We start from the raw sequence: 20,963 nt of genomic DNA, 5'->3' as shown, positions 1-20,963 counted from the left end.
GGGCTACGCCGCCGCCAGTTCGGAGGGGGCGCCGGCGAGGCCGCGGGCGTCATCGGCAAATTCGAGGATCTGCGCGGCGGTGAAGCCGGCGCGGGCGAGGTCGTGCTCGGTGCAGTGGCCGGTGAGGGACACCCGCTCATGCATCACCCGCGCCATGCGCGCGGCGGTGGCCGCTGCCTCCTGCGCCGCCGCCTCGCGCCGCCGCGAGACGAGAGAGAAGCGGAAGGTGGCGTAAGGGCCGCCCGCGATCCCCGCGAGGTGGATCACCGGCACGCGCGAGCGCTGCATGGGCTCGACATCGTCGAGGCCCTCATTGGCGCGCACGGTGTAGACGTTGCCGAGGAGCAGCGGGCTGTCGGCCTTGAGGCCCGCCAGCGACATGCAGCGGACGATATCGCCCGCAGCCACGTCGGGCGGGCATTCGGTGAATGTCATCGAAGGGCTCCGTGGAAATCGACGGCTTCGGCGAAGGCCATCTGCCTGGGGTGGGGCCGGCGCGGCGCGCCGGTGGGAAGAAAGGCGGAGGGGAGGGCAGAGGGGTGCAGGACGATGCGGCCCGGCTCGGGCGCTTCCGGCACCAGCAGGGCGCGGGCGGCATCGCTGAGGGTGGCGATCTCGGCGCGGGTGAAGCCGGCGGCCACCAGATCGTCGCGGGTGCAGACGCCGGTCTCCCGGCGCCGATCTTGCATGGCCTGCGCCATTGCACAGACACGCTCAAGCTCTTGGCTCATGCGTGCACCGCAATGTTAGGTTCCGCACAAGCGAGCCGCACAAGCGGCCGATCATGGAGGAGACAGAAGTGTTCGTACTCACGCCAGAGCGCGAGATGGTCGCGACGAAGATCGCTTTTAGCGAGCTTCAGGATGCCTTCGCCGACCTCGCTGCCGCTCTCGCCCGCCTGGCGCCGAGCACCGCGGAGACGATGGTGGCGGATATCGGCGCCGGCATGCAGCGGACGCTCCGGGCTTTCTCCGACTCCCTCGCTCCCGAGATCCGGGATGACGCCGTGCTGCAGGCCGCCGCGACCGCCCTGGAAGGCGCCATTGAGCTTGCGCTGGAGCGCATGGCCGAGGCTGCGAAGACGCAGTAGGCGGAAGGGAGATGTGCGGGCAGCGCGCGCCGTTGAAGGGGCGCTTTTGGCCTGCGTCGTTTCCAGGGGCGACATGCCGTCCTCATCACTATTGGCCACGGCATAAAAGCACGACTTTTATTATAAAACAAGTGCAGCTTTCATTCTATGTCTGGGTGACGAATTTTGCTCTTTGCGGAGACGCCGGGCTCTTCGAGCGAGGTGACGGAATCGAGTCACGCTCAGCATAAAAACGCGGTTGACAACTTTAAGGCGAATGCATTGAGATCACTAAAAGGGGCGGATAATCGATGCATAAATACAGGTTGGAGTTCTCGTCCGAAACTCTCAACGAAGCCCGGTTAAGGGATGTCCTGGAGCGTGAGTTCAAGATCGCGAGTATTCTTATCGTTCGCGACACGCCTGTACTCACCACAACATCAGCGCCTAAAGCGACTTCGGATACTCAAAAAGCGGTCGTCAGTCTTCTCTCTGACGGAAAGCCGTGGAGGCGGAAAGCGATATTACTAAGCTTGATGCCTGCCGTCCCACAGGCAGAAGTAGCGAACGCCATAGTAAGAATGCTGGCAAACGGACTTATGAAGAAGGTGCAACACGGGGTTTATTTGCTGAATGGGGTAGAGCAGACGGAGTCGACGCAAATTCCTAGGTTGAATAGAGGGCCGGAAAGCCCTACTGTCTTGAAGGCTATGGACCTGCTCTCTTCCCCGCGCTCCGCGTCCTTCTTGCGAATTGAGTTGGGCGTCACTCGTCAGCGCGTCGATCAGATGACGAAGAAGCTTATGGCAGAGGGGCGAATACGCAGATTTCCTGTATCGGGGGAGCAGGGGGCCTTCATCTATGTACGAACAGAGAATGCCGGTAAGGAAACGATCTTACTTCGAGCCCCCAATCTACACGAGACAAGAGGTAGAATTATTTCTACGTTTTTGCCCGAAACGCTTGCTCGCTTCGACGACATCGCCTCGCTTGTTCGGGTGGCGGGGCATCAAGTGAAGACCTATCTTCAGCAATTGAGCACCCAGGGCCTGGTAATCACATTTAAGCTTGGCAACCGAAGTTATGCTGCCATCACTCCGCGGGGTCTAGACCATCCGCAATATGATAGAGATGCAGTCAAGGTGACGACAGCCGATCCGCTACGCGACTTTGGGCGACTGCGTGCGCGGTTTATTCAAATTCTAGATGTTCTGGGCGAAGCTAAGACTATTGATTTGACCTATGGCTTGCCGTTTAAAAAGGACATTGGAAGAGCGAATGGATCTGGGCAAGTAGTTCAGAGGCTTACTCAGTCTGGGCTTATCCAAAAGATCTCTGTCGAGAGTGGCCGCCATTCTGGCTACAGACTTACAAAAAAAGGCGAATTTGTCGCTGCCGTGCTGAAAAAACACATTCCTGAGATAGATGTTTCGGCGTTGCATGAGCGCATTAGAATGGGCCATGAGGGTCGAATCCGTGAGATCAGGCAGAGAGTTCTTTCAAAAGGGCGTGGCGCTGCTTCAACAACGCAAGATTCGATTATAGGTGCGCTGAAAGCATTTGGCCCACTTAGTACAAGCGAGATCCAGGAGAAAATGGATACAAAATTTACAAATCCGAAGAGCATAAATCTGGCTCTTCGAACCCTTGAGAGGAGATCAGTTATCGTTTGCCTTGGCGTTGCTGGTAGGGGGCGAGCAAAAACATGGGCAATTAAAACTGAGTAAACCGAAAAAGGTAACGGCCAAAGATGGTAACTTCATCAGGGTCAAATTCGTCGGAGCTATACAGCGGATTATCTGATGAAAGGATCCACCGGGCGTTTGATCCTGTGCGCCTCACCTTAATACGCTTCAGTGTCCGCCCCTGGCCGTAGTCTACTGCCCAAATTCCATCCGCTTCTACGGACCTTCGGCGCGTATCGATAAATACCACATCTGTACGCTTGATAGTTGGCTCCATCGAGTCGCCGTCCATTACCCATCCCGCAATGTGATGTGCCGAAATTCCAGCGAGAGATCGCAAAGCCCCTGGCGGGACGCGCCACCAATCGGCGACGGGCTCAAGCGTTTGCATTTCCCCAAATTGAATCGTGACGACTTCGCCAGTCGATCCGCCTCCCATCCGGCCGGCTATCTGGGCAATTGCATCCTCAAATGGAGGCTCGCTTTGCTTGGGCGCCACTTCATCGTAGTCGAGCCTTGCGGCAACTTCCATCGAGTCGATATGCTCATCGTGAGTAAGATTGTGGTGATCCATTTCACGCATCCGCCCGACCAATGCCTGACCTGGATCGATCCCCAGTAGGCGGCACACGCGCAGAAGGTTATCCGAGGAGGGTGCATCTTCACCTCGTTCCCATTGTCCAACAGCGGACGTGCTGACCTTTAGGCTCTGCGCGACCTCGCGCAGAACCATATTCTTCCGAAGGCGCGCTGCGCGCAGAATTCGACCAAGTTCCTTCATTGTTTCTTTTTCATGCCCCGAGAACGGTGCGTCTATGAAAGTGTGCCTTGTGCCAGGGTAAAAGCTGTGCTTTTAATGACGTCATGTCAGAGCTCGCACTCTCCCCAACGGAAGAAGCAATCCGCCTCGCGGGTGGCCCGACTGAGCTGTCGCGACAAATAGGGATTTCCCCGCAGGCGATCTCTCAGTGGGATTTGGTCCCGGCGAAGCGTGTGCTTGTAGTTGAAAATATCACTGGCATTTCTCGCTACGCACTTCGCCCCGACATTTACGGGCCAGCGCCGAGCCTCCATTCGCAGGAGATGGCGGCATGAGCCAGTCACCCGTTGCCGGGCAGGGGCCCGATCATCGACAAAGCCCGCCGCTCCAGCTCATTCACGAGTTGGGCGGTTCGGTCGCCGAGCTGTTCTGCGCCTGGGAGCGGTTGAGCCCCCATATCGGCCATCCTCTGCCGCACATCGTCCATCAGCGCCGCCGCGACGTGGTGAGGCGTCTCGAAATCGCGCGCGTACATGGCGAGCAGGGTCAGGTTCATCTGCTCCACCACTGCGATGCGGGCAATGAGCGCTTGAATGAGATCGTCGGTGTCCAAGGTGCGTCTCCGTCTGAAATCTATGCTGCCTATATGGCGTTCGTTGCCGGCCAGCATCCCACCTCGGAGCGGGCGGAATGAGCACCACCTTCGACTTGCGAGGCCTTGATGAGGAGGATCTCGGCGATCTGAAATGGCAGATCGAGAAGATCCAGGACATTCGGGCGCGCCTAGGAACCGTCTTTGTTCTTCGGCCGACGGAGCGAGAGCGTGGCCTGCTTCTTACCCAGGCCATCGGCCACCTTTCCGTCGCCCGGCTTGAGGATTTGGACACCGCCGCGGACCGGCTGCTGGCGTTGGACGGGCTTGTCTCCGGAGAGGCTCCGTTGGAGGGACTCTCCGACGATGGCCTCCTCCAGCGCCTTGGCGAAATCGTCCGCGTGCTCGACGAGGAAGGCATTTCGCGTCTGCCGCACGACGGCGGTGCGGAAGATCCGGGCTTCGCGGGTGGTGTGATTGACCATCGCGCCGGGATCCCGCTTGACGCTGGGCGCCATGAGCCGGGCGACGAAGGTCGACCACAGGTTCATGACCTCCGCGAATTCCTTCCGGCTGAGGGTGACGGTGTCGCTGTTCCTGGCATCCATCCCGAACCTCCCGTCCCGCGGAGGGCAACCCCGCCGCCGTGATCTGACAAGCCCAAGCTCGCACTGAACCGCCGTTTTCGGAACGAAAAAGCAGGGAGCTTTTTTCGTGGACGCTACCCCTTTGCCCGATGGGCTGATCGCCCTCATCAAGAGCACCACCCGCGCAGCCGTGGCGGCCAGCATCGTGCCCGGCTCCACCGGGCCGCAGCGCGTCGAGCAGCTCACCGGCTTTTCCGCAGGCCAGATCAGCCGCTGGCAGGGTGATGCGCACAAGGATCTGGCGCCGCTCGAGGCGGCCTTCCTGCTCGAATTCGTCTCGCAGAAGCCGGTCTTCGCCCGCGCGCTCGCCGCCCTGACGGGCCACCGGCTGGTGCCCATCGAGGATGGTGAGGGCGGCGGCGACTTCGTGGCCGACCTGGTGAGCGTCACCTCCTCAGCCGCCCGCCTCACCGCCGCCTACGGCGCGGCATTGGCCGATGGGCAGATCACGAACCGCGAGCGCGAGGAGCTTCGCCGCGAGCTCGCGCAGCACCACACGGCGCTGCTGAACGCCGAGCGGCGCCTTTCAGGAATTCCCGAGGCCGAGGACGGCGCCGTGCCGGCTGAGGCGCCGAAGCGGACGCGCCAGCGGCGCGCCTGAGTTCATCGCGTTCCGGGCTGGGAAGGCCTGGACACAACAGGGGAGGGGAGCATGGTCCGCTGCGCGGTCATCCACGTGCGATGCCACTACGTCCGCCGCGCGCCCGCCGCCCGGCGGATGGCAGCGCGCGGCTATGCGCCCGGCCACATCTCCGCACTTCTCGGCCTCTCTCCCAACCGCGTGCGCGATGCCCTGGCCGGCGAAGCTGCCAATGGCCGCGTCTGGACCGAGCGTGAGCGCGAAGTGCTGGTGTTCGAGATGGGGAGGGTGGCGTGAACCAACTTGTTCTCACGTCGCCTGAGCCGAAGAAGGCGCCAAGCGTGCGGCGGGGCGGATGGTCCTGGGGGCCGGTTGGAAACCGGGTGCGGACGATGAGCTCGCCCCATCCTTCGCGCCTTCATTGCCCGCGTGTAGCGGCAGACGCTACCGAAATTCGGAGCGCCCCGCCGGATCAGACGCTGGCGGGACGCCCGAGTGCGAAAACAGCCAAGCTGAGACCGGCGAATGTAGGCGGTCACTCACATCAACCGCTCAGTCCTGACCAAGCGGTCGAGGTCATCGGTGGCCGCCGACACGTCTTCGACCGTGCCTGTCTTCGCCGCCCGCACGAGCTTCTTCGCTGCGAGCTGGAGCGCGGCCGAGTGGACCATGTTGGTTATCTCGCCGGACAGAAGCCGACCGGCATCGCGCAATGTTTTGAGGCGCACCTGCGGGTGCGCGAGCTGAATGGGATAGATCAGGTCGTCATCCCAGTGAGTCTCGCCCAGGCGTTCGGGACCATCTCCGGGAAGACGGTCACGCCCATCGATAGGGGCGATCGGGCTCGTCGAGACTTCTGCCGGCCGGTCTCCGCCGACTTCGCCGGTGGTGCCGCCGCCTTGATGATGCCGGGCTTGATCCAGGCCCGGGGTGCGGACCTTCAGCTTCCCACGTGGCGGGTCTATCCGATCCATGCGGCTTTGGTGCTGATCATCCGGATATGCGCTCTTCGCCATGGCGTTACTCCCTCGCGCAGCCAGCATGATTGCGGAACACGGTCTGTTTCCGCGTGTTCCTCGGCTGAAACGCAAAACGGCCTGCCCATTCTTGAATGGACAGGCCGCATAGCCTTTCTTTCCCCGGCTATTCCAGGCGGCGCGAGCGCAAGCCTGCTGCTCAAGACGTCGGCTCCGGGGCTGCGGGCCCGAGGGGATCTTCCTAACCCAGCGCGCGATCTCAATGCGCGGCACATGAAACCGGGAAAGCGTCCAAATAGAGGAGGCTTTGCCGCAGGGTCACTGCATCTTTTGCGCCGTCAGATATCGCTCAAGCTGGGTGGTGGCTTCAGCGATGTCCTTGGGGTCTTCGCTCTCCGCCGCCTGCATCAGCAGCGTCATGGCGTGCGCAAGAACGTCGTTGCGCAGCACCCCTTGGGACCGGCTGAGCAGGAATTTCCCCGCCTCTTCCAGCGTGGAGAGCGTACCGCTCGCACGTCCTCGGAGCGTGATCGAACGAGCGAGGGGCGTCTTCCAGTCGGTCATGGTGGGGATGAGCGCTGCGGATCAGCGCTTCCTGCAATGCGCGACGAGCCGCTCAAGGCACTTGGCTGCGGCCTCCAAATCCTCGGGGCTTTCAGTCTCCGCCGCCTTCATGACCGCGTTGATAGTGCGATTCAGAGGTGCCTGCGCCGTCGTCTTCGCCGGGGCTCGCAGTACGAATTCCTTCGCGTCATCAATGGTCGCGATGACGCCGGGGGCGCCCTTGAGGTGAACCTCGCGGGGCAAGCGTATGTCGAAGTGCTTGACCATGCCGCCGATACCAAATCCGATTGTCATAAAACCGTCATATACCCACGCGGCGCACGGTCAAGATCAAAGGTGCGGCAAGGGCTGGCGTTAGAAACGCCATGTGGTGCAACGGGTTCCGCCGTTGGCGCGGCGCTGGGCCATTCGGCGGCGGCTTCGCCTGGGTTTCAGCGGGGGGCTTGGGCCTCAGATGGCGTGCGCAACTCGCTCGATAAGGAGGAAGCGTCCCACCCGTTCCGACGCGGCCGCCACATCGTTCGGTGTGCAAGTGCGGGCGGCGCGAACGAGCAGATCCGCTGCGACCTGGCGGACCGCTGGATCGTGGCAACCGAGGGCGTGGCCAGAGAGGAGATCGGCCGCGTCCTTCAACGTGCGGATCTCCTTGCCATCCAGAGCGCGGAAGACCCCAGGCAGGGGAATGGTCCAGTCCAGCTTCGCCCCGGGATAGGCAGCCGCGGCGCCGCGGCGGCTGATCTGGGTCGGGGCGGTGTTGATGGTGAGCGATTGGCGCTGGTCGCGCGCGAAATTGGTCATCTGAAATCTCCCGCCGCCAGCACTGGCCTGCGGCCTAAAAGTTCCTGCGCGCCGGAGGTTCGTCGCCGGCGCATCCCGCAAAAAGCCCCGCCCCGGAAGGGGGCGAGGCCTTTTCGCTCTGTGGCGCGGTCAGCGCTGGCCGGGATTGTCCTTGTTCTGGTCCTGGCGCTGCTCGTCCGTGTTGCCGTACTGGCTCTGCTGATCGGGGCGCTTCTGGCCGCCCTGCTGGTCCTTGCCGCTGCCGGTCTGGCGCTGCTGCTCGCCGGGGCGGTTGCGATCCTGCTGCTGGTCGGGCTGGCGATTGGGATCCTGGCCGGGACCGCCCTGTCCGCCCTGCTGGCGCTGCGGGTCCTGGTCGGGTTGGTTCGGGTTGCCCATGATCGTTATCCTTATGTGTTGGGGTGTATTCCCACCACAACAACCCTGGGCATCACTGATCGTTGCAGCTTGGCTGAAAATATAGCTGGTATCTATTGCCCATACGGAATGGGATATCTGGCTTCTGAGAGCCCGCAGGGTTCACGTTGCAAATGCATGTATCATGGCATGACGCGCAAGGAAGATACGAAATTCTTCAGTTGCGGCCACGATGTCCTTCTTCGATCCAGTCGATGCTGCAAAAATCAGGGCGTCCATGGCCTTGTCGAACTGCGGCGACATCACGGTGCCGCAGCACTCCATCATGAAAGCGATGGCCGCGCTGACGGTCGCGACATGGCGCTTGCCATGCCAGGTGATGTCGAAGCCGCGGGCAAGCGGCGCATCCCATTCCTTCGCCATGGGGCGATCAACCGGGCAGCCGCTTTGCCGCATCCGCGCGGCTCGTGTCGAGCACGGGGCTCTGCCTGTTCGCGGCGACGAGCACCTCGAGGGCGGACGCGAGGCTGTGGTCTGACTTCCCGCGCAGGTGCTGCACAAGCGCCTGAAGAAGTGGGCGTTCGGTTCGAAACTTCATTGTGGCCATCCCAGCGTGTTTCAGCGGGGGCGCAACGCGGTCTTGGCCATTCCGGTTCCGCAGCTGGTCTGAATCATCGCGTTGCGAGGAGCTGCGCGACCTCACCTCGTCCTTTGAGCCGAGAAAACGCTTTCGAGCTGAACCGTCGCGGCCTCGATGTCGTCGGCTTCGCCGCTCTTGGCCGCCTCCAGAACAAGGTCGATGGCATCGATAAGTTCGGCGGGCTGCATCAAGCTTTCGGACCGGTCGAGCAGAAAACGACCAGCGTCGGCCAAAGTCGTCAAAGTGATGCCGCCGGTGCGGTCATTGAGCGCCAGCGTCCGCGCCAGAGGTTCGTACCAGAAGTCGTGCATAGCGAAGTGCAACGCCCGTGCTCACCAATTGGTTTCGGGGGTGACGCATGACCGGCTCCGCCCGCGATCCCGAATTCGAGAAGTGGCTGGACGAGGCGCGCGCGGTGACCTGCATGGAGGTTATCGACAAGCGGGGCATCAAGCTGGCCAAGGGTATTGAGCGCAGCGGGCCGTGCCCGGTGTGCGGCGGCACCGACCGCTTCAGCGTCCACACCCGCAAGGATCTGTGGGTGTGCCGCGCCGAAGGCAGAGGCGGGCGGGCCATCGCCCTGGTGCAGTATCTCGACGGTGCCGACTTCATCGCCGCGTGCGAGACGCTCACCAGCCGTCCCCCGCCGCGGGGCGGCACGGGCGTGCGCCTTTCGCCCGAGGAGCTGGAGGCGCGAGAGGCCGAGGCGCAAAAGAAACGCGACGCTGCAACGGTGTCCTCCGAGACATACCGCGAGGAGGAGCGGCAGCGGCTCTACCGGATCTTCCAGAACGGGAAGCGTGCCCATGAGGCGCCGTTCCTGCTGGCCTATTTCGAGCTGCGCCGGCTCGTGCTGCCGCCGCGCTGCAAGGTGCTGCGTTTCCTGCCGGATGCCCCCTACTTTCACGGGGAAGAGGAGGACGAGCGCGGCCGCAAGCGGCCACGCCTGATCTACCGTGGCCCGGCCATGGGTGCGGCCATCACCGATCCGACGCACATCTTCCGCGGCCTGCACTTCACCTGGTTGGATCTGACCCGCGAGAAGGGCAAGGCGGAGGTCTTCGATCCCGACACAGGCGAAGAGCTTCCGGCGAAGAAATCTCGCGGCACCAAGCAGGGCAACCGCATCGAGCTTGTGCCGGCGCCTTCCGGGGTCGCTACCCATGGCATTTCGGGGGAGGGGATCGAGACCACACTCTCGGTCTGGGCCGACCTGATGGAGGCGGGATGGGACCTCTCCGCCACCGAGTTCGCGGCCGGCGTCGACCTCGGCAATCTCGCGGGCGCGGCCGAGGCCACGGTGCCGCATCCCACTAAACGTGTCGTGGACAAGCGCGGCTACAGCCGGCCCCAGCGTGTGAAGGGGCCAGTGCCGCGCATGGACAGCGCGGCCATGTGGCTGCCCGAGAGCATCGTGCACCAGACATTCCTCGGCGACGGTGACAGCGACCCCTTCGCCACCCGCTGCGCCATGGAGCGTGCCGAGGCGCGCCACGCCGCGCCCGGTCGGTTCTGCACCACGGCCTGGGCGCCGGAAGGTTTCGATTTCAACGATTTGCGGCGCCGCCGGCATCTCCCGGCGCATGTGGGGAGGGAAGCGGCATGAGCGGAGTTTCGAGAGGGCCGTGGGCTGACGAGAAGAATGTCGCCGCTCTGCGGGCACTGGTGGCGGAGCCACTTAGCGCCGGGGAGATCGCCAGTCGGCTTTGTGAGCTTGGCGTCCAGGTGACGCGCAATGCAGTCATCGGCAAATGCGAGCGTATGGGCCTCCGGCTGCACGGCGCGCAAGGCTATCCCGCCGGGCGCCCCCGTCGGCCGAAGCCGATCATCCTTTCCGGGCCGGGGGACGCCTCCCCCCCGGCGCCGGGAGCGCGGCGGGCCAGTAAGGGCCGATCAGCGTGCGGCCCTGAATGCCCGCCGCGCACGCCTGACGTTGTGGCGCCGACCCTTGAGAAGAGCGTGCCGAACGATGGTGTCCGCAAGCCGCCCACGCCGCCGGCGCGCTTTTCTGCGCTGTTCTCGGCCGAGCGGCCGGGCGTCCTGCTGGCCTCCACCACAGGGTGGCAATGCCGCTGGCCGGTGGATGGCGAGGGCCTGACGCTGGAAGTGTGCGGGGCGAAGGCACCGGAGGGACAGTCCTACTGCCGACGCCACCACTGCATGGCCTACCGTCCCGCCGGCCACCCGCCGCGCCCACCCTTCGACACCAGCATCGCCCGCGCGCCCAACCGGCCGCGCGATGGCGACCTGGTTGACACCATCGGGGAGGCGGCGTGATGTCAGTGATATCGGGAGCGCTTGGCCGTAACAGCGGCGTGCTTCACCAGCGCTTTGAGCTCGGTGATCGCTTTAGCTTCGGTCATCCTCGATTTGTCCTTAGGGATGTCCACCGGGACTGTGACCGCGACGCCCCCCTCGAGCCAATCGGCCTCCCAGGCCTTATGGCTCTCCAGGGTGCTAAGCTCGGGAATGCGTATCCCGTCTGCGACCAACCCTTCGAGGTGGAAGGCGAGCGCCTGGGCGCCGTTCGTGACCGCCTCGTCGAGGGTATTGCCGCTGGATATGCAGCCGGGAAAATCGGGGAAGGAGATGCCGAAGGCGCCATTCTCCACATGAACGATGCCGATTGCGTATGGCACGCGTCTGCGCTCCTGCGTCTTGTTCTGTCGGGATGGCGCCGGCCAGCCGCACTACCGCTCCCGCCGGTGTGCGCGGCTGAACCGCTCATTTGTAGCCATACATACGATCGGGCGCCAATGACCATCGCATGGGCGCCTGATGGGTTGGACTTCAACGACGCGCTGATGGGGAGGGCGGCGTGACCCTCGATGCCCTCAGCCTGGAGCACGAATGCGAGACGCTCCGCGAAGAAAACTCGCGGCTGCGGGCAGCGCTGATGGAGGAGATTCAGCCCCCCGCGGCGTGGCGGCTGACACACTTGCAGGTCGTGATCCTGCGCGTGCTTATGGCGCGACGCATGGCGACACGCGCGGCGCTGGAGGCGGTGCTTTACGGAGCGCGCGGAACCGAGCCGCGGGGCGAAAAGGCCCTGCTGGTGCACATCTCCCAGATGCGCTCGAAGCTCGCGCCGCTCGGGGTGTCAATCGCGTGCGCGCCGCAGCAAGGATACTTCCTGTCCGAGCCCGACAAGGCGCTGCTGCGCCAGTGCTGCGACGGGGCGGCGTGATGACATGGGTCGGGCCTACTACAACGAGATCGAACCCTTCGCTGCCCAATGGCTCCGCAGCCTCATCGCCGCCGGCCACATCGCGCCAGGCGATGTCGATGAGCGGTCAATTGTCGATGTTCGACCTGATGACTTGGCCGGCTACACCCAGTGCCATTTCTTCGCCGGCATCGGTGTCTGGAGCTACGCCCTGCGTCTTGCAGGATGGCCCGACGATCGCCCCGTGTGGACCGGATCATGCCCTTGCCAGCCTTTCAGCGCGGCAGGCGCAGGCGGCGGGTTTGATGACGAGCGGCACCTGTGGCCGGCGTTCCACCATCTCATCCGCGTCCGACGCCCTCCAGTCTTCCTTGGTGAGCAGGTTGCAAGCAAGGACGGCCTCGCTTGGCTCGACCTTGTACAAGCTGACCTGGAAGCAACGGGCTACGCCTGCGGGGCGGTTGATCTCTGCGCTGCGGGCGTCGGCGCGCCACACATCCGGCAGCGACAGTGGATCTTTGCTGAACGGTTGGCCGACGCCAGCGGCTCGGGATTGGAAGGGCAAGACGCAGGAGCGCTGGGGGACGAATGCGCGTCCACTGAACGAGGTGGCGGGGATGACCGATTGGAAGAAGCCCGAAGGCATTGCCGAAAGATGCGAGATGCATGGCCTGCACACGCCCATCTCTGGGGTGAAGATCGAGCCATCAGTTTGGCAGGCGCCCTGCGCCGCGGGCTGGCCCACTCCGCAGTCCCGCGACGGAGCGAACAGCCGCTCGGGGATGGTCGAGAGGACGGGTGGGCGTCGGCGAAACCTGGACGATTACATCCTTCTCGCTGGCTGGCCGAGCCCGACCGCGCAGGATTGCTGTCGAGGCAACGGGACGATCAGGCCGCACGATACGGGCATTCCGCTCCCACAGCGAGCGTCCATGATCGACACGGGCCACCCGGCCCGGTTAACGGCCTCTGGCGAGATGCTGACTGGCTCTTCTGCCGGGATGGAAAGTGGCGGCCAGTTGAACCCGGCACATTCCCGCTGGCTCATGGGGCTGCCGCCCGAGTGGGACGCCTGCGCGGTTACGGCAATGCAATCAATGCCGAAGCGGCGGCGGAAGTCATCGGCGCCTACCTCGACATTCGCAGAGGCCGCTGAATGACCTCAAATTATGCCCTCCGCCGGCCGGCCTGCACCACGTGCGCCTTCAGCACCGCGTCGATGCGCGTCTGCCAGCCCGGCCCGCTGGAGCGGAAATGCTCCACCACCTCCGGCGACAGGCGGATGTTCACCGCCTGCTTTGGGCTGTCCGAGCGCGGCCGCCCGCCCTTGGGCTTGCCGGCCACCTCCTCCACCGCCTCGGCGAAGGCGGCGGCGTCGAGCTCCGGGATCTCCTCATACTCAGCCGGGCTCGGCACGTGGGCATCAACCTTCTTCAAGTCGCTGCCGATAGAGCGCTTTTTCGCGGTCATTGCACTTCCTCATCGAGATGACCCGACGCGCCTCACCGCGCGGGGTCCAGCACACGATCACCATGCGGCCCGCCAGTTCGCCCACCGTGAGGAAGCGAGGCTCCTCATAGTCCTGCCGGCGATCCTGCACCGTGAAGGTGCGCCCGGCAAACACCAGCGCGGCGTCTGCAAAGTCCAGGCCCCGGTCTTCCAGGGTGGCGGCGCGCTTGGCGGGGTCGAAGGTGATCTTCATGAGGTTTTTGTAGATACGAAAATAGATGACGTCAAGAGTTTTTGTGGATACGGAAAAGGGGCCGCGGAATGAACGCTATGGCCGTGGGGGACTTCGCCAGCGGGGGCGGATGGGAAGTGTCGCCCGTTGCGCATGGACGAGATCTTCAAGGCCTTCGTCACGGCCTGGAAAGATCTCGGCTACGGCAACATGGGTTCCAGATTGCTGCCCACGGTCGTGACCAGCCTCAAGAGAACGCCCCGCAGGGCGTTGCCGCAACGGGGCGCATGGCCGGGGTGCCCTCAGCCATCACGGCGCCCGCCGTCTTGCTTCCTGAGCGGGTGCCATGCTCCAGGATCGCGGGGCCAGAGCGTATGAGAGGGTATCCCCGCTCGGAACACGAGCCTGCAACCGGCAGTCTATCACAAGGCGGTCGGAGCCGCATCAGCCCCCAGGCGCGGGAGCGACTTCCTCATCCGCCCATCCAGCGGGTTCGCCCCATTGGGACGCGAATGGAATGGGCGGAAGTCACCGGGTCGACGGGAGCACTTTCGGCACGAGCCCGCGCCGCGCGGGGCTGTTCAAGATCCGCGGCCGCTCGTCCGGTGCAGTCAGCAGACGATCGATCATTTCACGAGAAATCATCCTGCCGGGTTGGCTTAGGTCACGCTGCTGAAGCTGGGCGAGGAAGGGGCTTTTTTGCCGGGTGTCCATGGTCTGTCCTTTTCAGCCCAACGCTATCAACCCCGGCTGTGTGGTTGCAGTTCCGGAGATGCGGCGCGACCGTCCGCCAGCTGGTGATCGACGACGCCTTCCCGGCTGGGGGGCTTTGCCTCCGTCGGCATCCGCAAAGCGCTCGGCCTGTCCGAAGGCAGGGTTGCCGAATCCATTCACAGTGCCTGAGCAATCTGTTCCTCTTAGCTCAAGGCGTGCACCATGTTGTGCCGCGTGAGGAACCGCCGGAAGTCAGCAGTGGCCTCGATGATGTCAGCGCGCTCGCCGGTCGTCGCGGCTCGGATCAGCGCGTCCATCGCCTCGTCGAAGTGGCGGGACGAAAGCGTTCCGCAGCAATCCATCATGAAGGCGATGGCTTCGCTGATCGTGCTGATGCACCACTCCCGGTGCCAAGAGACGGAAAACGTGCGTGCCAGCGGTGTATTCCACTGTTTCGCCATTGGGTGCTCACGGGCCTGGACCAGGATAGGCGCTTTCAACATTCCCGTGGCCTTTCGAGTTCCTTTCCGGCGTTCGATGGTGGGAGAGCTGTTTGACCACCTCCGCATCCGATTTCCCCGAGGCCTCGCCCCCGGGTGCCGCCGATATCGTCGCCATCATCTCGGCCGCGCAGGGTTCGCCGCAACCCGATGAGGATGTGGGAGAGAGCGATCCTTTCGCCGAGGAAGATCCTGCGCTGCGCGCCGGCGGCTTTGATGTCGAGGTGATGAACAGCGAGTACGCGCTCGTGCTCATGGGCTCCAAGGCTGTGATCGCGCGGGAGCAGGTGGCTGGACCCATGGAGGACCGGCTCCGCCTGCTCTCGGTGGAGGCCTTCTGCCAATGGCACAGCAACACCTTCACGGAAGTGCGCGGCGCCGACGGGAAGGTGAAAGGCACCACCTGGGCCAAGCGATGGCTCACACACCGCCGGCGGCGCCAGTTCGCCGGCATCGAGTTCTTCCCCAACCCCGACGGGGCGGCGAGCACGAACGGTTATCTGAACCTGTGGCGGGGTTTCGCCTTGACGCCGAAAGAGAAACCCGGGGGCTGGGCGATCCTGCGCGACCACATGCTCACCAATGTGTGCGAGGGGGACGAGGTGTTGTTCCGCTGGTTGTTCGGCTGGTTCGCCCACATGGTCCAGCGGCCGCGAGAGCGGGTGGGAACGGCCGTGGTGCTGCGCGGCAAGATGGGCACGGGAAAAACAAAGATAGGCGAGGTTTTCGGCTCGCTGTTCCCCGCCCATTACTTCGCGGTGGATGATCCGCGCTATGTGACCGGCCAGTTCAACGCGCACATGGCGTCCTGCCTCCTGTTGCAGGCGGAGGAGGCGGTGTGGGCGGGCGACAAGGCGGCGGAAGGCCGCCTGAAGGGCCTTGTCACCTCCAAATTCCAGATGATCGAGGCCAAGGGCATCGATCCCATCCGCCTCGACAATTTCGTGCGTCTGCTCATGACGTCGAACGAGGACTGGGTGGTGCCGGCGGGAAAGGATGAGCGGCGCTTCTGCGTCCTCGATGTGAACCCGCGCTGTGCTCAGAACACGGACTATTTCCGCGAGATGGATGAGGAGCTGGCCAATGGCGGCCGGGAGGCGCTGCTCTTCGACCTGCTGCACTTCGACCTCTCCACCGTTGATCTGCGCAAGATCCCACGCACCGGGGCGTTGCTGGAGCAGAAGCTTCGATCGCTCGACAGTGTGGAAAGCTGGTGGGTGGAGCGGCTGATCACCGGCACCACCACCAGCGCGGGCGAATACTGGATGGAGGAGATACCGGTCTCCATCCTGTTCGAGGACTACATCACCGTCGCCGACAAGGTTGGCGTGCGCCGCAAGAGCGAACTCACGGCCTTCGGCATCAAGCTCATGAAGATGGTGCCGGGCCTCATCAAGAGCCGTCCCTTCTACGAGGTTTCGCCCTCGGTGATGAGGCGCGCCTGGTGTTACCGGCTGCCGTCCTTGGATCGCTGCCGGGAGGCGTTTGAGGAGGAAGTCGGGCAGGCCGTCGCATGGCCCTCGGTGGCGGAGCCGGAGGAGCCATCCGCGCCGTGAGAGAGACTGGGATTGAAGGGGTGAAGGCCTTTCGGTCCAACCTTGAGGTTGGACCGAAAGGCGAGGTTGGACCAAGCGGCGCCTTCCATTCCAAAGGCCGGTCCAACCTGTCCAACCTGTCCAACCTTTCCCCTCGCGCGTGCACGTGATCACGCGCGCAAGCAGGGGTCCAAATTTTGCCGAAGGTCCCGCTCTCGCGGTTCGAATGGCTGTTTTGAGGTTGGACAGGTTGGACAGGTTGGACCGAGTGAAGCGGGCAAAGGATTTCTTTGGTCCAACCTTGAAAACCGAGGTTGGACAAGGTTGGACCGGGAAGGGTGGGTCATGAAACAGATCAATATCGAGGCGTTGCTGCGATGGACGTATCGGGACGAGCTGCCGAAGGTTGGGCGGCCCACGTCCATGGTGGCCGCAATCCGGCCGGGCTGGTCCGCCATGTCGAAGTTAAGCGTGCTGCACACCGTGGTGCAGGAGACGGACATCGCCAACCGTTGGGGCTTGGTTCCTTTGGACATGGCGGCTGACGATCCCCATCCCGACGCGCTCGCGGTGGCGGAGGCGGTGGAACGGCTGGGTAAGCGCGAGGTGGAATTGCCCGGCGATTGGAGCCCATTGTCCGACATGGGCGATCTGGGCGATGAGGGCGCGGAGGCGGTGCGCCGGGGTGTGGAACGCCTCTTCATCCTCGACGCGAAGGGCCTGAGGAAACCGCGTCAGCCGCTGTCCCGCCTCGTGATCCGGCACGCCATCCTCGGCAGCGCGCCGGCTTGGGAGGGCGAGGTGCCGGCGCGGCGCATGATCTGCGAGCATGGAAAGCCGAAATGGTTTCGCCGCGTGGTGCAGGAGACGCCTGGTCCCTTCGACCCGGTGTCGACCGAGGTGGAAATCGACGGCTACAATCACACCCGCCAGCGGCCCTATCCCGGCGCCTATCGCAAGTTCGAGCTGGTGCCCGATCCCATGGGTACCGTGGTGGACCGGGGCGAGCGCGAGCTGTGGGTCGCCGCCTTGGCAATGCTGGCGGAGGATCTGCAGGGGCGGGGGCTGATTGCCCACACGGTCACGGGTTGCATTCAATCCGCGAGGCCGTGGGAGGCCGCCGCTCCGGAGGTGCGAATCTTGCCATCGACCATCGTCCGGGCCGTGACTGTTCGCGAGGGCCAAAAAAAGAAACCAATCCCTGCTTGACGTGCGGCAGTTATTTGGTCCATCTCTTGTCACGGATCAAAAGAAACCCGGTACGCACCTCGCGGCCGGGTTTTTTCGTGGCTCGATCGGGGAGGCGGTCATGTGACGGCTGAACTCCAGTTCGATGCGTCCGACTTCCAAAGGGTCGCTCGCATCTTCGAGCGCCTGCCCCACGACATGCAGGCCATCGCCTTCCGCCGGGCGGCGGGGCGCACGCGGCAAGTGGTCGAGCGTACCTATGCGCGCTTCGCCTCGCATCACATCAAGGTGCCGCAGAAGCACATCAAAGATCGCATGCGTTCCTCCCTTTCGGGCGGCGACGTGACCCTCACGGTGCGGTCCACCAACATTCCGCTGGACGCGCTCGGCGCCCAGCAGCGCGGCTACGGCGTCTATGTTCGAGGCCGAGGCCGGTACGAAGGCGCCTTCATCCCGAAGGCCTCCGCCCGCCGCGCCGCCGGCATCGTGATGCAGCGCCTCGGAAAGGGGCGCCTGCCCACCGAGATGCTGTTCGGCCCGAACCCGGCCAATGCGGTCGCCCGTACCCCGGCCGAGTACGAGGACATGCTCGCGCAGATCGCCCAGGGCGAGTTCGCCACCGTGATCCTGCAGCAGGTGTCCTACCTCCTCAGCCGGGCGTGACATTCCTGCACAAAGGCGTGTCACTCCAGCACTTCGCCGCCCGAAGTGTTGCCCCGTCGCAACGAAGGCAGGCCAAGCCCAACACCTGGGCCACCGCTGCGCCCCCCGGTTCAGGGACCGTATCCGCCCATCAAGACACCCACGGTCCCGGCGGATCGCGGAATTTCGCCAGTGAAACAGCGGTTTAGCTTGGGTTGACAGGGTTGACACATGGCGCAGCCGGTTGACAGCAGCGGGCCGCGGGTCATGTGGAGCGTTTCGCAGATCGCGGAGCGCGATGGCATCAGCAAGCAGGCCGTCTCCAAGGTCGTGCAGGGTCTGATTGCCCAACATGGCGTCCCGGTAGAGCGCGACACGCGCGGACGGGTCGCGAGGATCTCGCTGGCGCACTACGACCATCACCGAGGCCAGTTCTCGAACCCGGCCAAGGTGGTGGCGTCGCGACCGTCACCCCCAATTGGCGGGGATGTGCCCCGCGGGGATTCCTTCGAGGAGGCGCGCCGCCAGAATGAATGGCTGAAGGTCGAGCGGGAGAAGCTCGATCAGGCCAAAGAGCGCAAGCAGCTCGTGCGCGTCGACCTGATGAGCGTGGCCTTGGAGCGCGCCGGCCGGGAGATACAGGCAATCATCGCACGCCTGCCGAACCAAGCGGATGATGTGGCGCTCGCTGGGGCGAAGGAGGGGGTGCACGGGGTGCGCCTGAAGCTGCGGGACGTTGCCTTCGAACTCAACAGCAGCGTTGCGGATGCCATGGCCGCGTTGGCGGCCGAGGCGCCGGCAAGCGATCCCGCCCTTTCGGATGAGGATGGATGAACGCGCACACCGGCGCACTGCACCTGGTGGGGAGCCGCCTTGCGGCCACCGTCCGCCCGCAGCCGCCAGTTTCGTTCGTGGAGTGGCTGCCGAAGAACATCGTGCTGGTGGACGGCGCGAAGAAGGGCGATCTGTGGTCGGCGGTCGATGCGCCCTATCTCATCGAGCCGGCGGCCTGCCTCAGTATCGAGCACCCCTGTAATCTGGTGACCATCCGCAAGGGACAGCAGACCGGCGCGTCCATCCTCGCGCTCGCCTGGTCGCTCTATCTTGCAGAGGTGGCGCCGGACAACATGCTTTACGCGGTGCCCGGCATCGACGCCCTGCAGGACATCAACGGCCAGAAGCTGCAGCCGCTGATCGACGCCTGGCAGAAGAAGACGGACAAGCGGATCATCTATTCCGCCGTATCGCGATCAGGCGCCGGCTCTACGGTCTATGAGAAACGGTTCGCGGGCGGGTATCTCTCGCTTTCGAATGCCAATGTCGCGATCGACCTCTCCCTTCGCACCTGTCGCTACGGGGTGAAGGACGAGCTGTCGAAGTGGAAGGAGACCAACACCGGCGACGATCCGGAGGTGCTTTTCTTCGGGCGCTTCACCGCGTTCCGCCGGCAGCGGTCCTACAAGATCCTCGAAATCTCGACGCCGGAGCTCGATAGCGGCGACGATCTGGGCGACAACCCCGGCCATTGCCGGATTGACCGCTCGTTTCGCCGCTCTGACCAGCGGTTCTGGAATATCCGCTGCCCTGAATGTCGGCATGAGTTTGTGCAGTGCGACGACGGGCTGCTGATTGACCGCAAGCACCCGCATAAGTCCGAGTACGTCTGCCCGGACTGCGGCCACCTCATCAGCGAGATGGAGCGTGTGGCGGAGGTTCGAACGGGCCGCTACATCCCGACGAAGGAGGGGCCTGACAGGCATCCCGGCTTCCACATCGACGCCTTCATGTCGCTCATGATGAGCTATGAGGCGATCGCCAACGACAAGCTGGAGGCGGAGAAGCGCGGCGAGCCTGGGCAGAAGAATTATTCGAACCTGGTGCTGGCGCTGCCCCATGCCATGCGGGGAAACGCGCCGGACCACCAGCGCCTCATGGAGCGCCGGGAGAAGTATCCTCGCGGTGTCATCCCGCCCGAGGGGCTGATCTTCGTTGCCGGCGCTGACGTGCAGCATGATGGCATCTGGTTCATCGCGCTCGCATTCGCGGAGGACCGGCAGACCTGGACCGTCGAGGCCACCTTTGTCGAAGGGTCCACCGACGATCCAAACACCGGCGCCTGGGAAAAGCTTTCCGAACTGCACCAGCGCATGTGGCCGGATAGCTATGGGGGTGAGCGGCGGATCGAGGCCATGTCGGTGGACGCCGGCGACGGCAACCGCACCACGCAGGTGATCGAGTGGTGCCGGCGCCACGCCAATACCTATGCCATCAGCGGCCAGCCCGGGCGCGGCGTGCCGGCCATTAGCCAGCCGGCGAACCGCTCGGTGAAGAAGAACGGCAAACGGCCGAAGGCCAAGGGCGGAAAGGTCTGGCCGGTCGGCACCTGGTCGCTGAAGGGCGAGTTCTACGGCAATCTGCATAAGGTCGGCCTCGCCGGTGGCGCCGCCACGGACCCTCCCGGCTATTGCCACTTCGGCGACTGGCTGGGTGAAGAGTATTTCCGCCAGATCACGGCGGAATGGTTCGAGCAAAAGATGATTAAAGGCCGCTTCCTTGAAGGCTGGAAGAAGATCAGGAAGGACAATCACTTTCTCGATTGTCACGTCTACGCCATGGCGATGGCCGAGCTGCTTGGCCTCTCGCGGTTGACGCCGGCGGGATGGGCGGCGCTGCGCCGTCGCCACGTGGTGGCTCCGCCGCTCGATCTGTTCGCCAGCGAGGCAGAAAAGCAAGTGGCGGCGGAAGCAGAGTCCTCGCCGGATCCCGCTGCACTCGAAGCGCCAGTGGTTCCGCCGCGGGTCGCCCCATCCGTACCACCTCGCTCGTCCGGCTCCCGGAAGCGTTGGGGTGCTTATTCGTGAGGATTTG

The 20,963-nt window shown here is 64.0% G+C and carries 32 protein-coding genes; 15 read left to right on the top strand and 17 right to left on the bottom strand.

Features of this window, described 5'->3' with window-relative positions; translation table 11 throughout:
* Positions 1-3: 3 nt before the first annotated feature.
* Together ABLE91_RS17080 and ABLE91_RS17075 are read right to left on the bottom strand one after the other, a co-directional pair.
* On the bottom strand, positions 4-435 hold the full coding sequence (locus ABLE91_RS17080) for a hypothetical protein (protein ID WP_348932597.1): 432 nt from the start codon (positions 433-435) through the stop codon (positions 4-6).
* Complete coding sequence (locus tag ABLE91_RS17075) at positions 432-689, bottom strand: hypothetical protein (protein WP_348932596.1); 258 nt, start codon at positions 687-689, stop codon at positions 432-434. Before ABLE91_RS17075 ends, ABLE91_RS17080 begins: the two co-directional genes overlap by 4 nt.
* A 110-nt stretch (positions 690-799) precedes the next feature.
* On the opposite strand from ABLE91_RS17075, the gene ABLE91_RS17070 reads away from it, so the two are divergent.
* Positions 800-1,090, top strand: a complete 291-nt coding sequence (locus ABLE91_RS17070) for a hypothetical protein (protein WP_348932594.1) — start codon at positions 800-802, stop codon at positions 1,088-1,090.
* Positions 1,091-1,380: 290 nt separating this feature from the next.
* The gene (locus ABLE91_RS17065) at positions 1,381-2,796 is read left to right on the top strand and encodes a hypothetical protein (protein ID WP_348932592.1); all 1,416 of its coding nucleotides are present in this window, start codon (positions 1,381-1,383) and stop codon (positions 2,794-2,796) included.
* Here ABLE91_RS17065 and ABLE91_RS17060 read toward each other — a convergent pair.
* A complete protein-coding gene (locus ABLE91_RS17060) occupies positions 2,783-3,535 on the bottom strand; it encodes an XRE family transcriptional regulator (RefSeq protein WP_348932591.1) in 753 nt (250 codons plus the stop codon). The genes ABLE91_RS17065 and ABLE91_RS17060 overlap by 14 nt on opposite strands.
* Before the next feature lie 83 nt (positions 3,536-3,618).
* On the opposite strand from ABLE91_RS17060, the gene ABLE91_RS17055 reads away from it, so the two are divergent.
* The gene (locus ABLE91_RS17055) at positions 3,619-3,849 is read left to right on the top strand and encodes a transcriptional regulator (RefSeq protein ID WP_348932590.1); all 231 of its coding nucleotides are present in this window, start codon (positions 3,619-3,621) and stop codon (positions 3,847-3,849) included.
* Between the two features lie 5 nt (positions 3,850-3,854).
* Here the strand turns inward: ABLE91_RS17055 and ABLE91_RS17050 are convergent, their stop codons facing one another.
* Positions 3,855-4,127, bottom strand: coding sequence for a hypothetical protein (locus ABLE91_RS17050; RefSeq protein WP_348932589.1), 273 nt, complete (start codon positions 4,125-4,127; stop codon positions 3,855-3,857).
* 77 nt (positions 4,128-4,204) lie between these two features.
* Between ABLE91_RS17050 and ABLE91_RS17045 the strand changes: the two genes are divergently transcribed.
* The 3 genes from ABLE91_RS17045 (at position 4,205) to ABLE91_RS17035 (ending at position 5,630) form a co-directional block, all read left to right on the top strand.
* A complete protein-coding gene (locus ABLE91_RS17045; protein ID WP_348932588.1) occupies positions 4,205-4,756 on the top strand; it encodes a hypothetical protein in 552 nt (183 codons plus the stop codon).
* Between the two features lie 64 nt (positions 4,757-4,820).
* On the top strand, positions 4,821-5,354 hold the full coding sequence (locus ABLE91_RS17040; RefSeq protein ID WP_348932586.1) for a hypothetical protein: 534 nt from the start codon (positions 4,821-4,823) through the stop codon (positions 5,352-5,354).
* 51 nt (positions 5,355-5,405) lie between these two features.
* Entirely contained in the window at positions 5,406-5,630 is a 225-nt protein-coding gene (locus ABLE91_RS17035; RefSeq protein WP_348932584.1) for a hypothetical protein, read from the top strand.
* 242 nt (positions 5,631-5,872) lie between these two features.
* Here the strand turns inward: ABLE91_RS17035 and ABLE91_RS17030 are convergent, their stop codons facing one another.
* The 8 genes from ABLE91_RS17030 to ABLE91_RS16995 form a co-directional block, all read right to left on the bottom strand.
* Positions 5,873-6,349, bottom strand: coding sequence for a hypothetical protein (locus ABLE91_RS17030; RefSeq protein WP_348932582.1), 477 nt, complete (start codon positions 6,347-6,349; stop codon positions 5,873-5,875).
* A gap of 279 nt (positions 6,350-6,628) precedes the next feature.
* On the bottom strand, positions 6,629-6,874 hold the full coding sequence (locus tag ABLE91_RS17025; RefSeq protein WP_348932580.1) for a hypothetical protein: 246 nt from the start codon (positions 6,872-6,874) through the stop codon (positions 6,629-6,631).
* Between the two features lie 21 nt (positions 6,875-6,895).
* Positions 6,896-7,168, bottom strand: coding sequence for a hypothetical protein (locus ABLE91_RS17020; protein ID WP_348932578.1), 273 nt, complete (start codon positions 7,166-7,168; stop codon positions 6,896-6,898).
* A 156-nt stretch (positions 7,169-7,324) separates the two neighbouring features.
* Positions 7,325-7,672, bottom strand: a complete 348-nt coding sequence (locus ABLE91_RS17015) for a hypothetical protein (protein WP_348932576.1) — start codon at positions 7,670-7,672, stop codon at positions 7,325-7,327.
* Positions 7,673-7,801: 129 nt separating this feature from the next.
* Positions 7,802-8,050, bottom strand: coding sequence for a hypothetical protein (locus ABLE91_RS17010; RefSeq protein ID WP_348932574.1), 249 nt, complete (start codon positions 8,048-8,050; stop codon positions 7,802-7,804).
* Between the two features lie 141 nt (positions 8,051-8,191).
* Positions 8,192-8,452 carry a hypothetical protein gene (locus ABLE91_RS17005; RefSeq protein WP_348932572.1) on the bottom strand — a complete coding sequence of 87 codons (261 nt, stop codon included), beginning with the start codon at positions 8,450-8,452 and terminating at the stop codon, positions 8,192-8,194.
* A gap of 7 nt (positions 8,453-8,459) precedes the next feature.
* Positions 8,460-8,627 carry a hypothetical protein gene (locus ABLE91_RS17000; protein ID WP_348932570.1) on the bottom strand — a complete coding sequence of 56 codons (168 nt, stop codon included), beginning with the start codon at positions 8,625-8,627 and terminating at the stop codon, positions 8,460-8,462.
* A gap of 101 nt (positions 8,628-8,728) precedes the next feature.
* On the bottom strand, positions 8,729-8,980 hold the full coding sequence (locus tag ABLE91_RS16995) for a hypothetical protein (RefSeq protein ID WP_348932568.1): 252 nt from the start codon (positions 8,978-8,980) through the stop codon (positions 8,729-8,731).
* A gap of 47 nt (positions 8,981-9,027) precedes the next feature.
* Between ABLE91_RS16995 and ABLE91_RS16990 the strand changes: the two genes are divergently transcribed.
* Both ABLE91_RS16990 and ABLE91_RS16985 read left to right on the top strand, forming a co-directional pair.
* Positions 9,028-10,275 (top strand): DUF7146 domain-containing protein, encoded by a 1,248-nt coding sequence (locus ABLE91_RS16990; protein ID WP_348932566.1) that lies wholly within the window; start codon positions 9,028-9,030, stop codon positions 10,273-10,275.
* A complete protein-coding gene (locus ABLE91_RS16985) occupies positions 10,272-10,946 on the top strand; it encodes a GcrA family cell cycle regulator (protein WP_348932564.1) in 675 nt (224 codons plus the stop codon). Before ABLE91_RS16990 ends, ABLE91_RS16985 begins: the two co-directional genes overlap by 4 nt.
* Positions 10,947-10,948: 2 nt before the next feature.
* Here the strand turns inward: ABLE91_RS16985 and ABLE91_RS16980 are convergent, their stop codons facing one another.
* The gene (locus tag ABLE91_RS16980; RefSeq protein WP_348932562.1) at positions 10,949-11,308 is read right to left on the bottom strand and encodes a type II toxin-antitoxin system HicB family antitoxin; all 360 of its coding nucleotides are present in this window, start codon (positions 11,306-11,308) and stop codon (positions 10,949-10,951) included.
* A 179-nt stretch (positions 11,309-11,487) separates the two neighbouring features.
* Here ABLE91_RS16980 and ABLE91_RS16975 point away from each other — a divergent pair, with 179 nt between their 5' ends.
* Together ABLE91_RS16975 and ABLE91_RS16970 are read left to right on the top strand one after the other, a co-directional pair.
* On the top strand, positions 11,488-11,856 hold the full coding sequence (locus tag ABLE91_RS16975) for a helix-turn-helix domain-containing protein (protein ID WP_348932560.1): 369 nt from the start codon (positions 11,488-11,490) through the stop codon (positions 11,854-11,856).
* 4 nt (positions 11,857-11,860) lie between these two features.
* The gene (locus tag ABLE91_RS16970) at positions 11,861-12,991 is read left to right on the top strand and encodes a DNA cytosine methyltransferase (protein WP_348932558.1); all 1,131 of its coding nucleotides are present in this window, start codon (positions 11,861-11,863) and stop codon (positions 12,989-12,991) included.
* An 11-nt stretch (positions 12,992-13,002) separates the two neighbouring features.
* Here ABLE91_RS16970 and ABLE91_RS16965 read toward each other — a convergent pair whose 3' ends face one another.
* The 4 genes from ABLE91_RS16965 to ABLE91_RS16950 all read right to left on the bottom strand — a co-directional run bounded on the left by ABLE91_RS16965 (position 13,003) and on the right by ABLE91_RS16950 (position 14,691).
* Entirely contained in the window at positions 13,003-13,272 is a 270-nt protein-coding gene (locus tag ABLE91_RS16965; protein WP_348932556.1) for a BrnA antitoxin family protein, read from the bottom strand.
* Positions 13,259-13,537 (bottom strand): BrnT family toxin, encoded by a 279-nt coding sequence (locus ABLE91_RS16960; RefSeq protein ID WP_348932554.1) that lies wholly within the window; start codon positions 13,535-13,537, stop codon positions 13,259-13,261. Before ABLE91_RS16960 ends, ABLE91_RS16965 begins: the two co-directional genes overlap by 14 nt.
* 507 nt (positions 13,538-14,044) lie before the next feature.
* Positions 14,045-14,230, bottom strand: a complete 186-nt coding sequence (locus tag ABLE91_RS16955) for a hypothetical protein (RefSeq protein WP_348932552.1) — start codon at positions 14,228-14,230, stop codon at positions 14,045-14,047.
* A 203-nt stretch (positions 14,231-14,433) separates the two neighbouring features.
* Complete coding sequence (locus tag ABLE91_RS16950) at positions 14,434-14,691, bottom strand: hypothetical protein (protein WP_348932550.1); 258 nt, start codon at positions 14,689-14,691, stop codon at positions 14,434-14,436.
* Positions 14,692-14,783: 92 nt separating this feature from the next.
* On the opposite strand from ABLE91_RS16950, the gene ABLE91_RS16945 reads away from it, so the two are divergent.
* The 5 genes from ABLE91_RS16945 to ABLE91_RS16925 all read left to right on the top strand — a co-directional run bounded on the left by ABLE91_RS16945 (position 14,784) and on the right by ABLE91_RS16925 (position 20,956).
* Positions 14,784-16,286 carry a DUF5906 domain-containing protein gene (locus ABLE91_RS16945; protein ID WP_348932548.1) on the top strand — a complete coding sequence of 501 codons (1,503 nt, stop codon included), beginning with the start codon at positions 14,784-14,786 and terminating at the stop codon, positions 16,284-16,286.
* A gap of 324 nt (positions 16,287-16,610) precedes the next feature.
* Positions 16,611-17,474, top strand: a complete 864-nt coding sequence (locus ABLE91_RS16940; RefSeq protein WP_348932546.1) for a hypothetical protein — start codon at positions 16,611-16,613, stop codon at positions 17,472-17,474.
* Positions 17,475-17,576: 102 nt separating this feature from the next.
* Positions 17,577-18,116 (top strand): hypothetical protein, encoded by a 540-nt coding sequence (locus tag ABLE91_RS16935; RefSeq protein WP_348932544.1) that lies wholly within the window; start codon positions 17,577-17,579, stop codon positions 18,114-18,116.
* 210 nt (positions 18,117-18,326) lie between these two features.
* Complete coding sequence (locus tag ABLE91_RS16930; RefSeq protein ID WP_348932542.1) at positions 18,327-18,929, top strand: hypothetical protein; 603 nt, start codon at positions 18,327-18,329, stop codon at positions 18,927-18,929.
* A 101-nt stretch (positions 18,930-19,030) separates the two neighbouring features.
* Entirely contained in the window at positions 19,031-20,956 is a 1,926-nt protein-coding gene (locus tag ABLE91_RS16925; protein WP_348932540.1) for a terminase gpA endonuclease subunit, read from the top strand.
* Positions 20,957-20,963 lie beyond the last annotated feature (7 nt).

Origin of the sequence: Aquabacter albus, from assembly GCF_040049275.1 — a bacterium.
GTDB lineage: Bacteria > Pseudomonadota > Alphaproteobacteria > Rhizobiales > Xanthobacteraceae > Aquabacter.
This window is presented reverse-complemented; position numbering and strand designations above follow the sequence as displayed.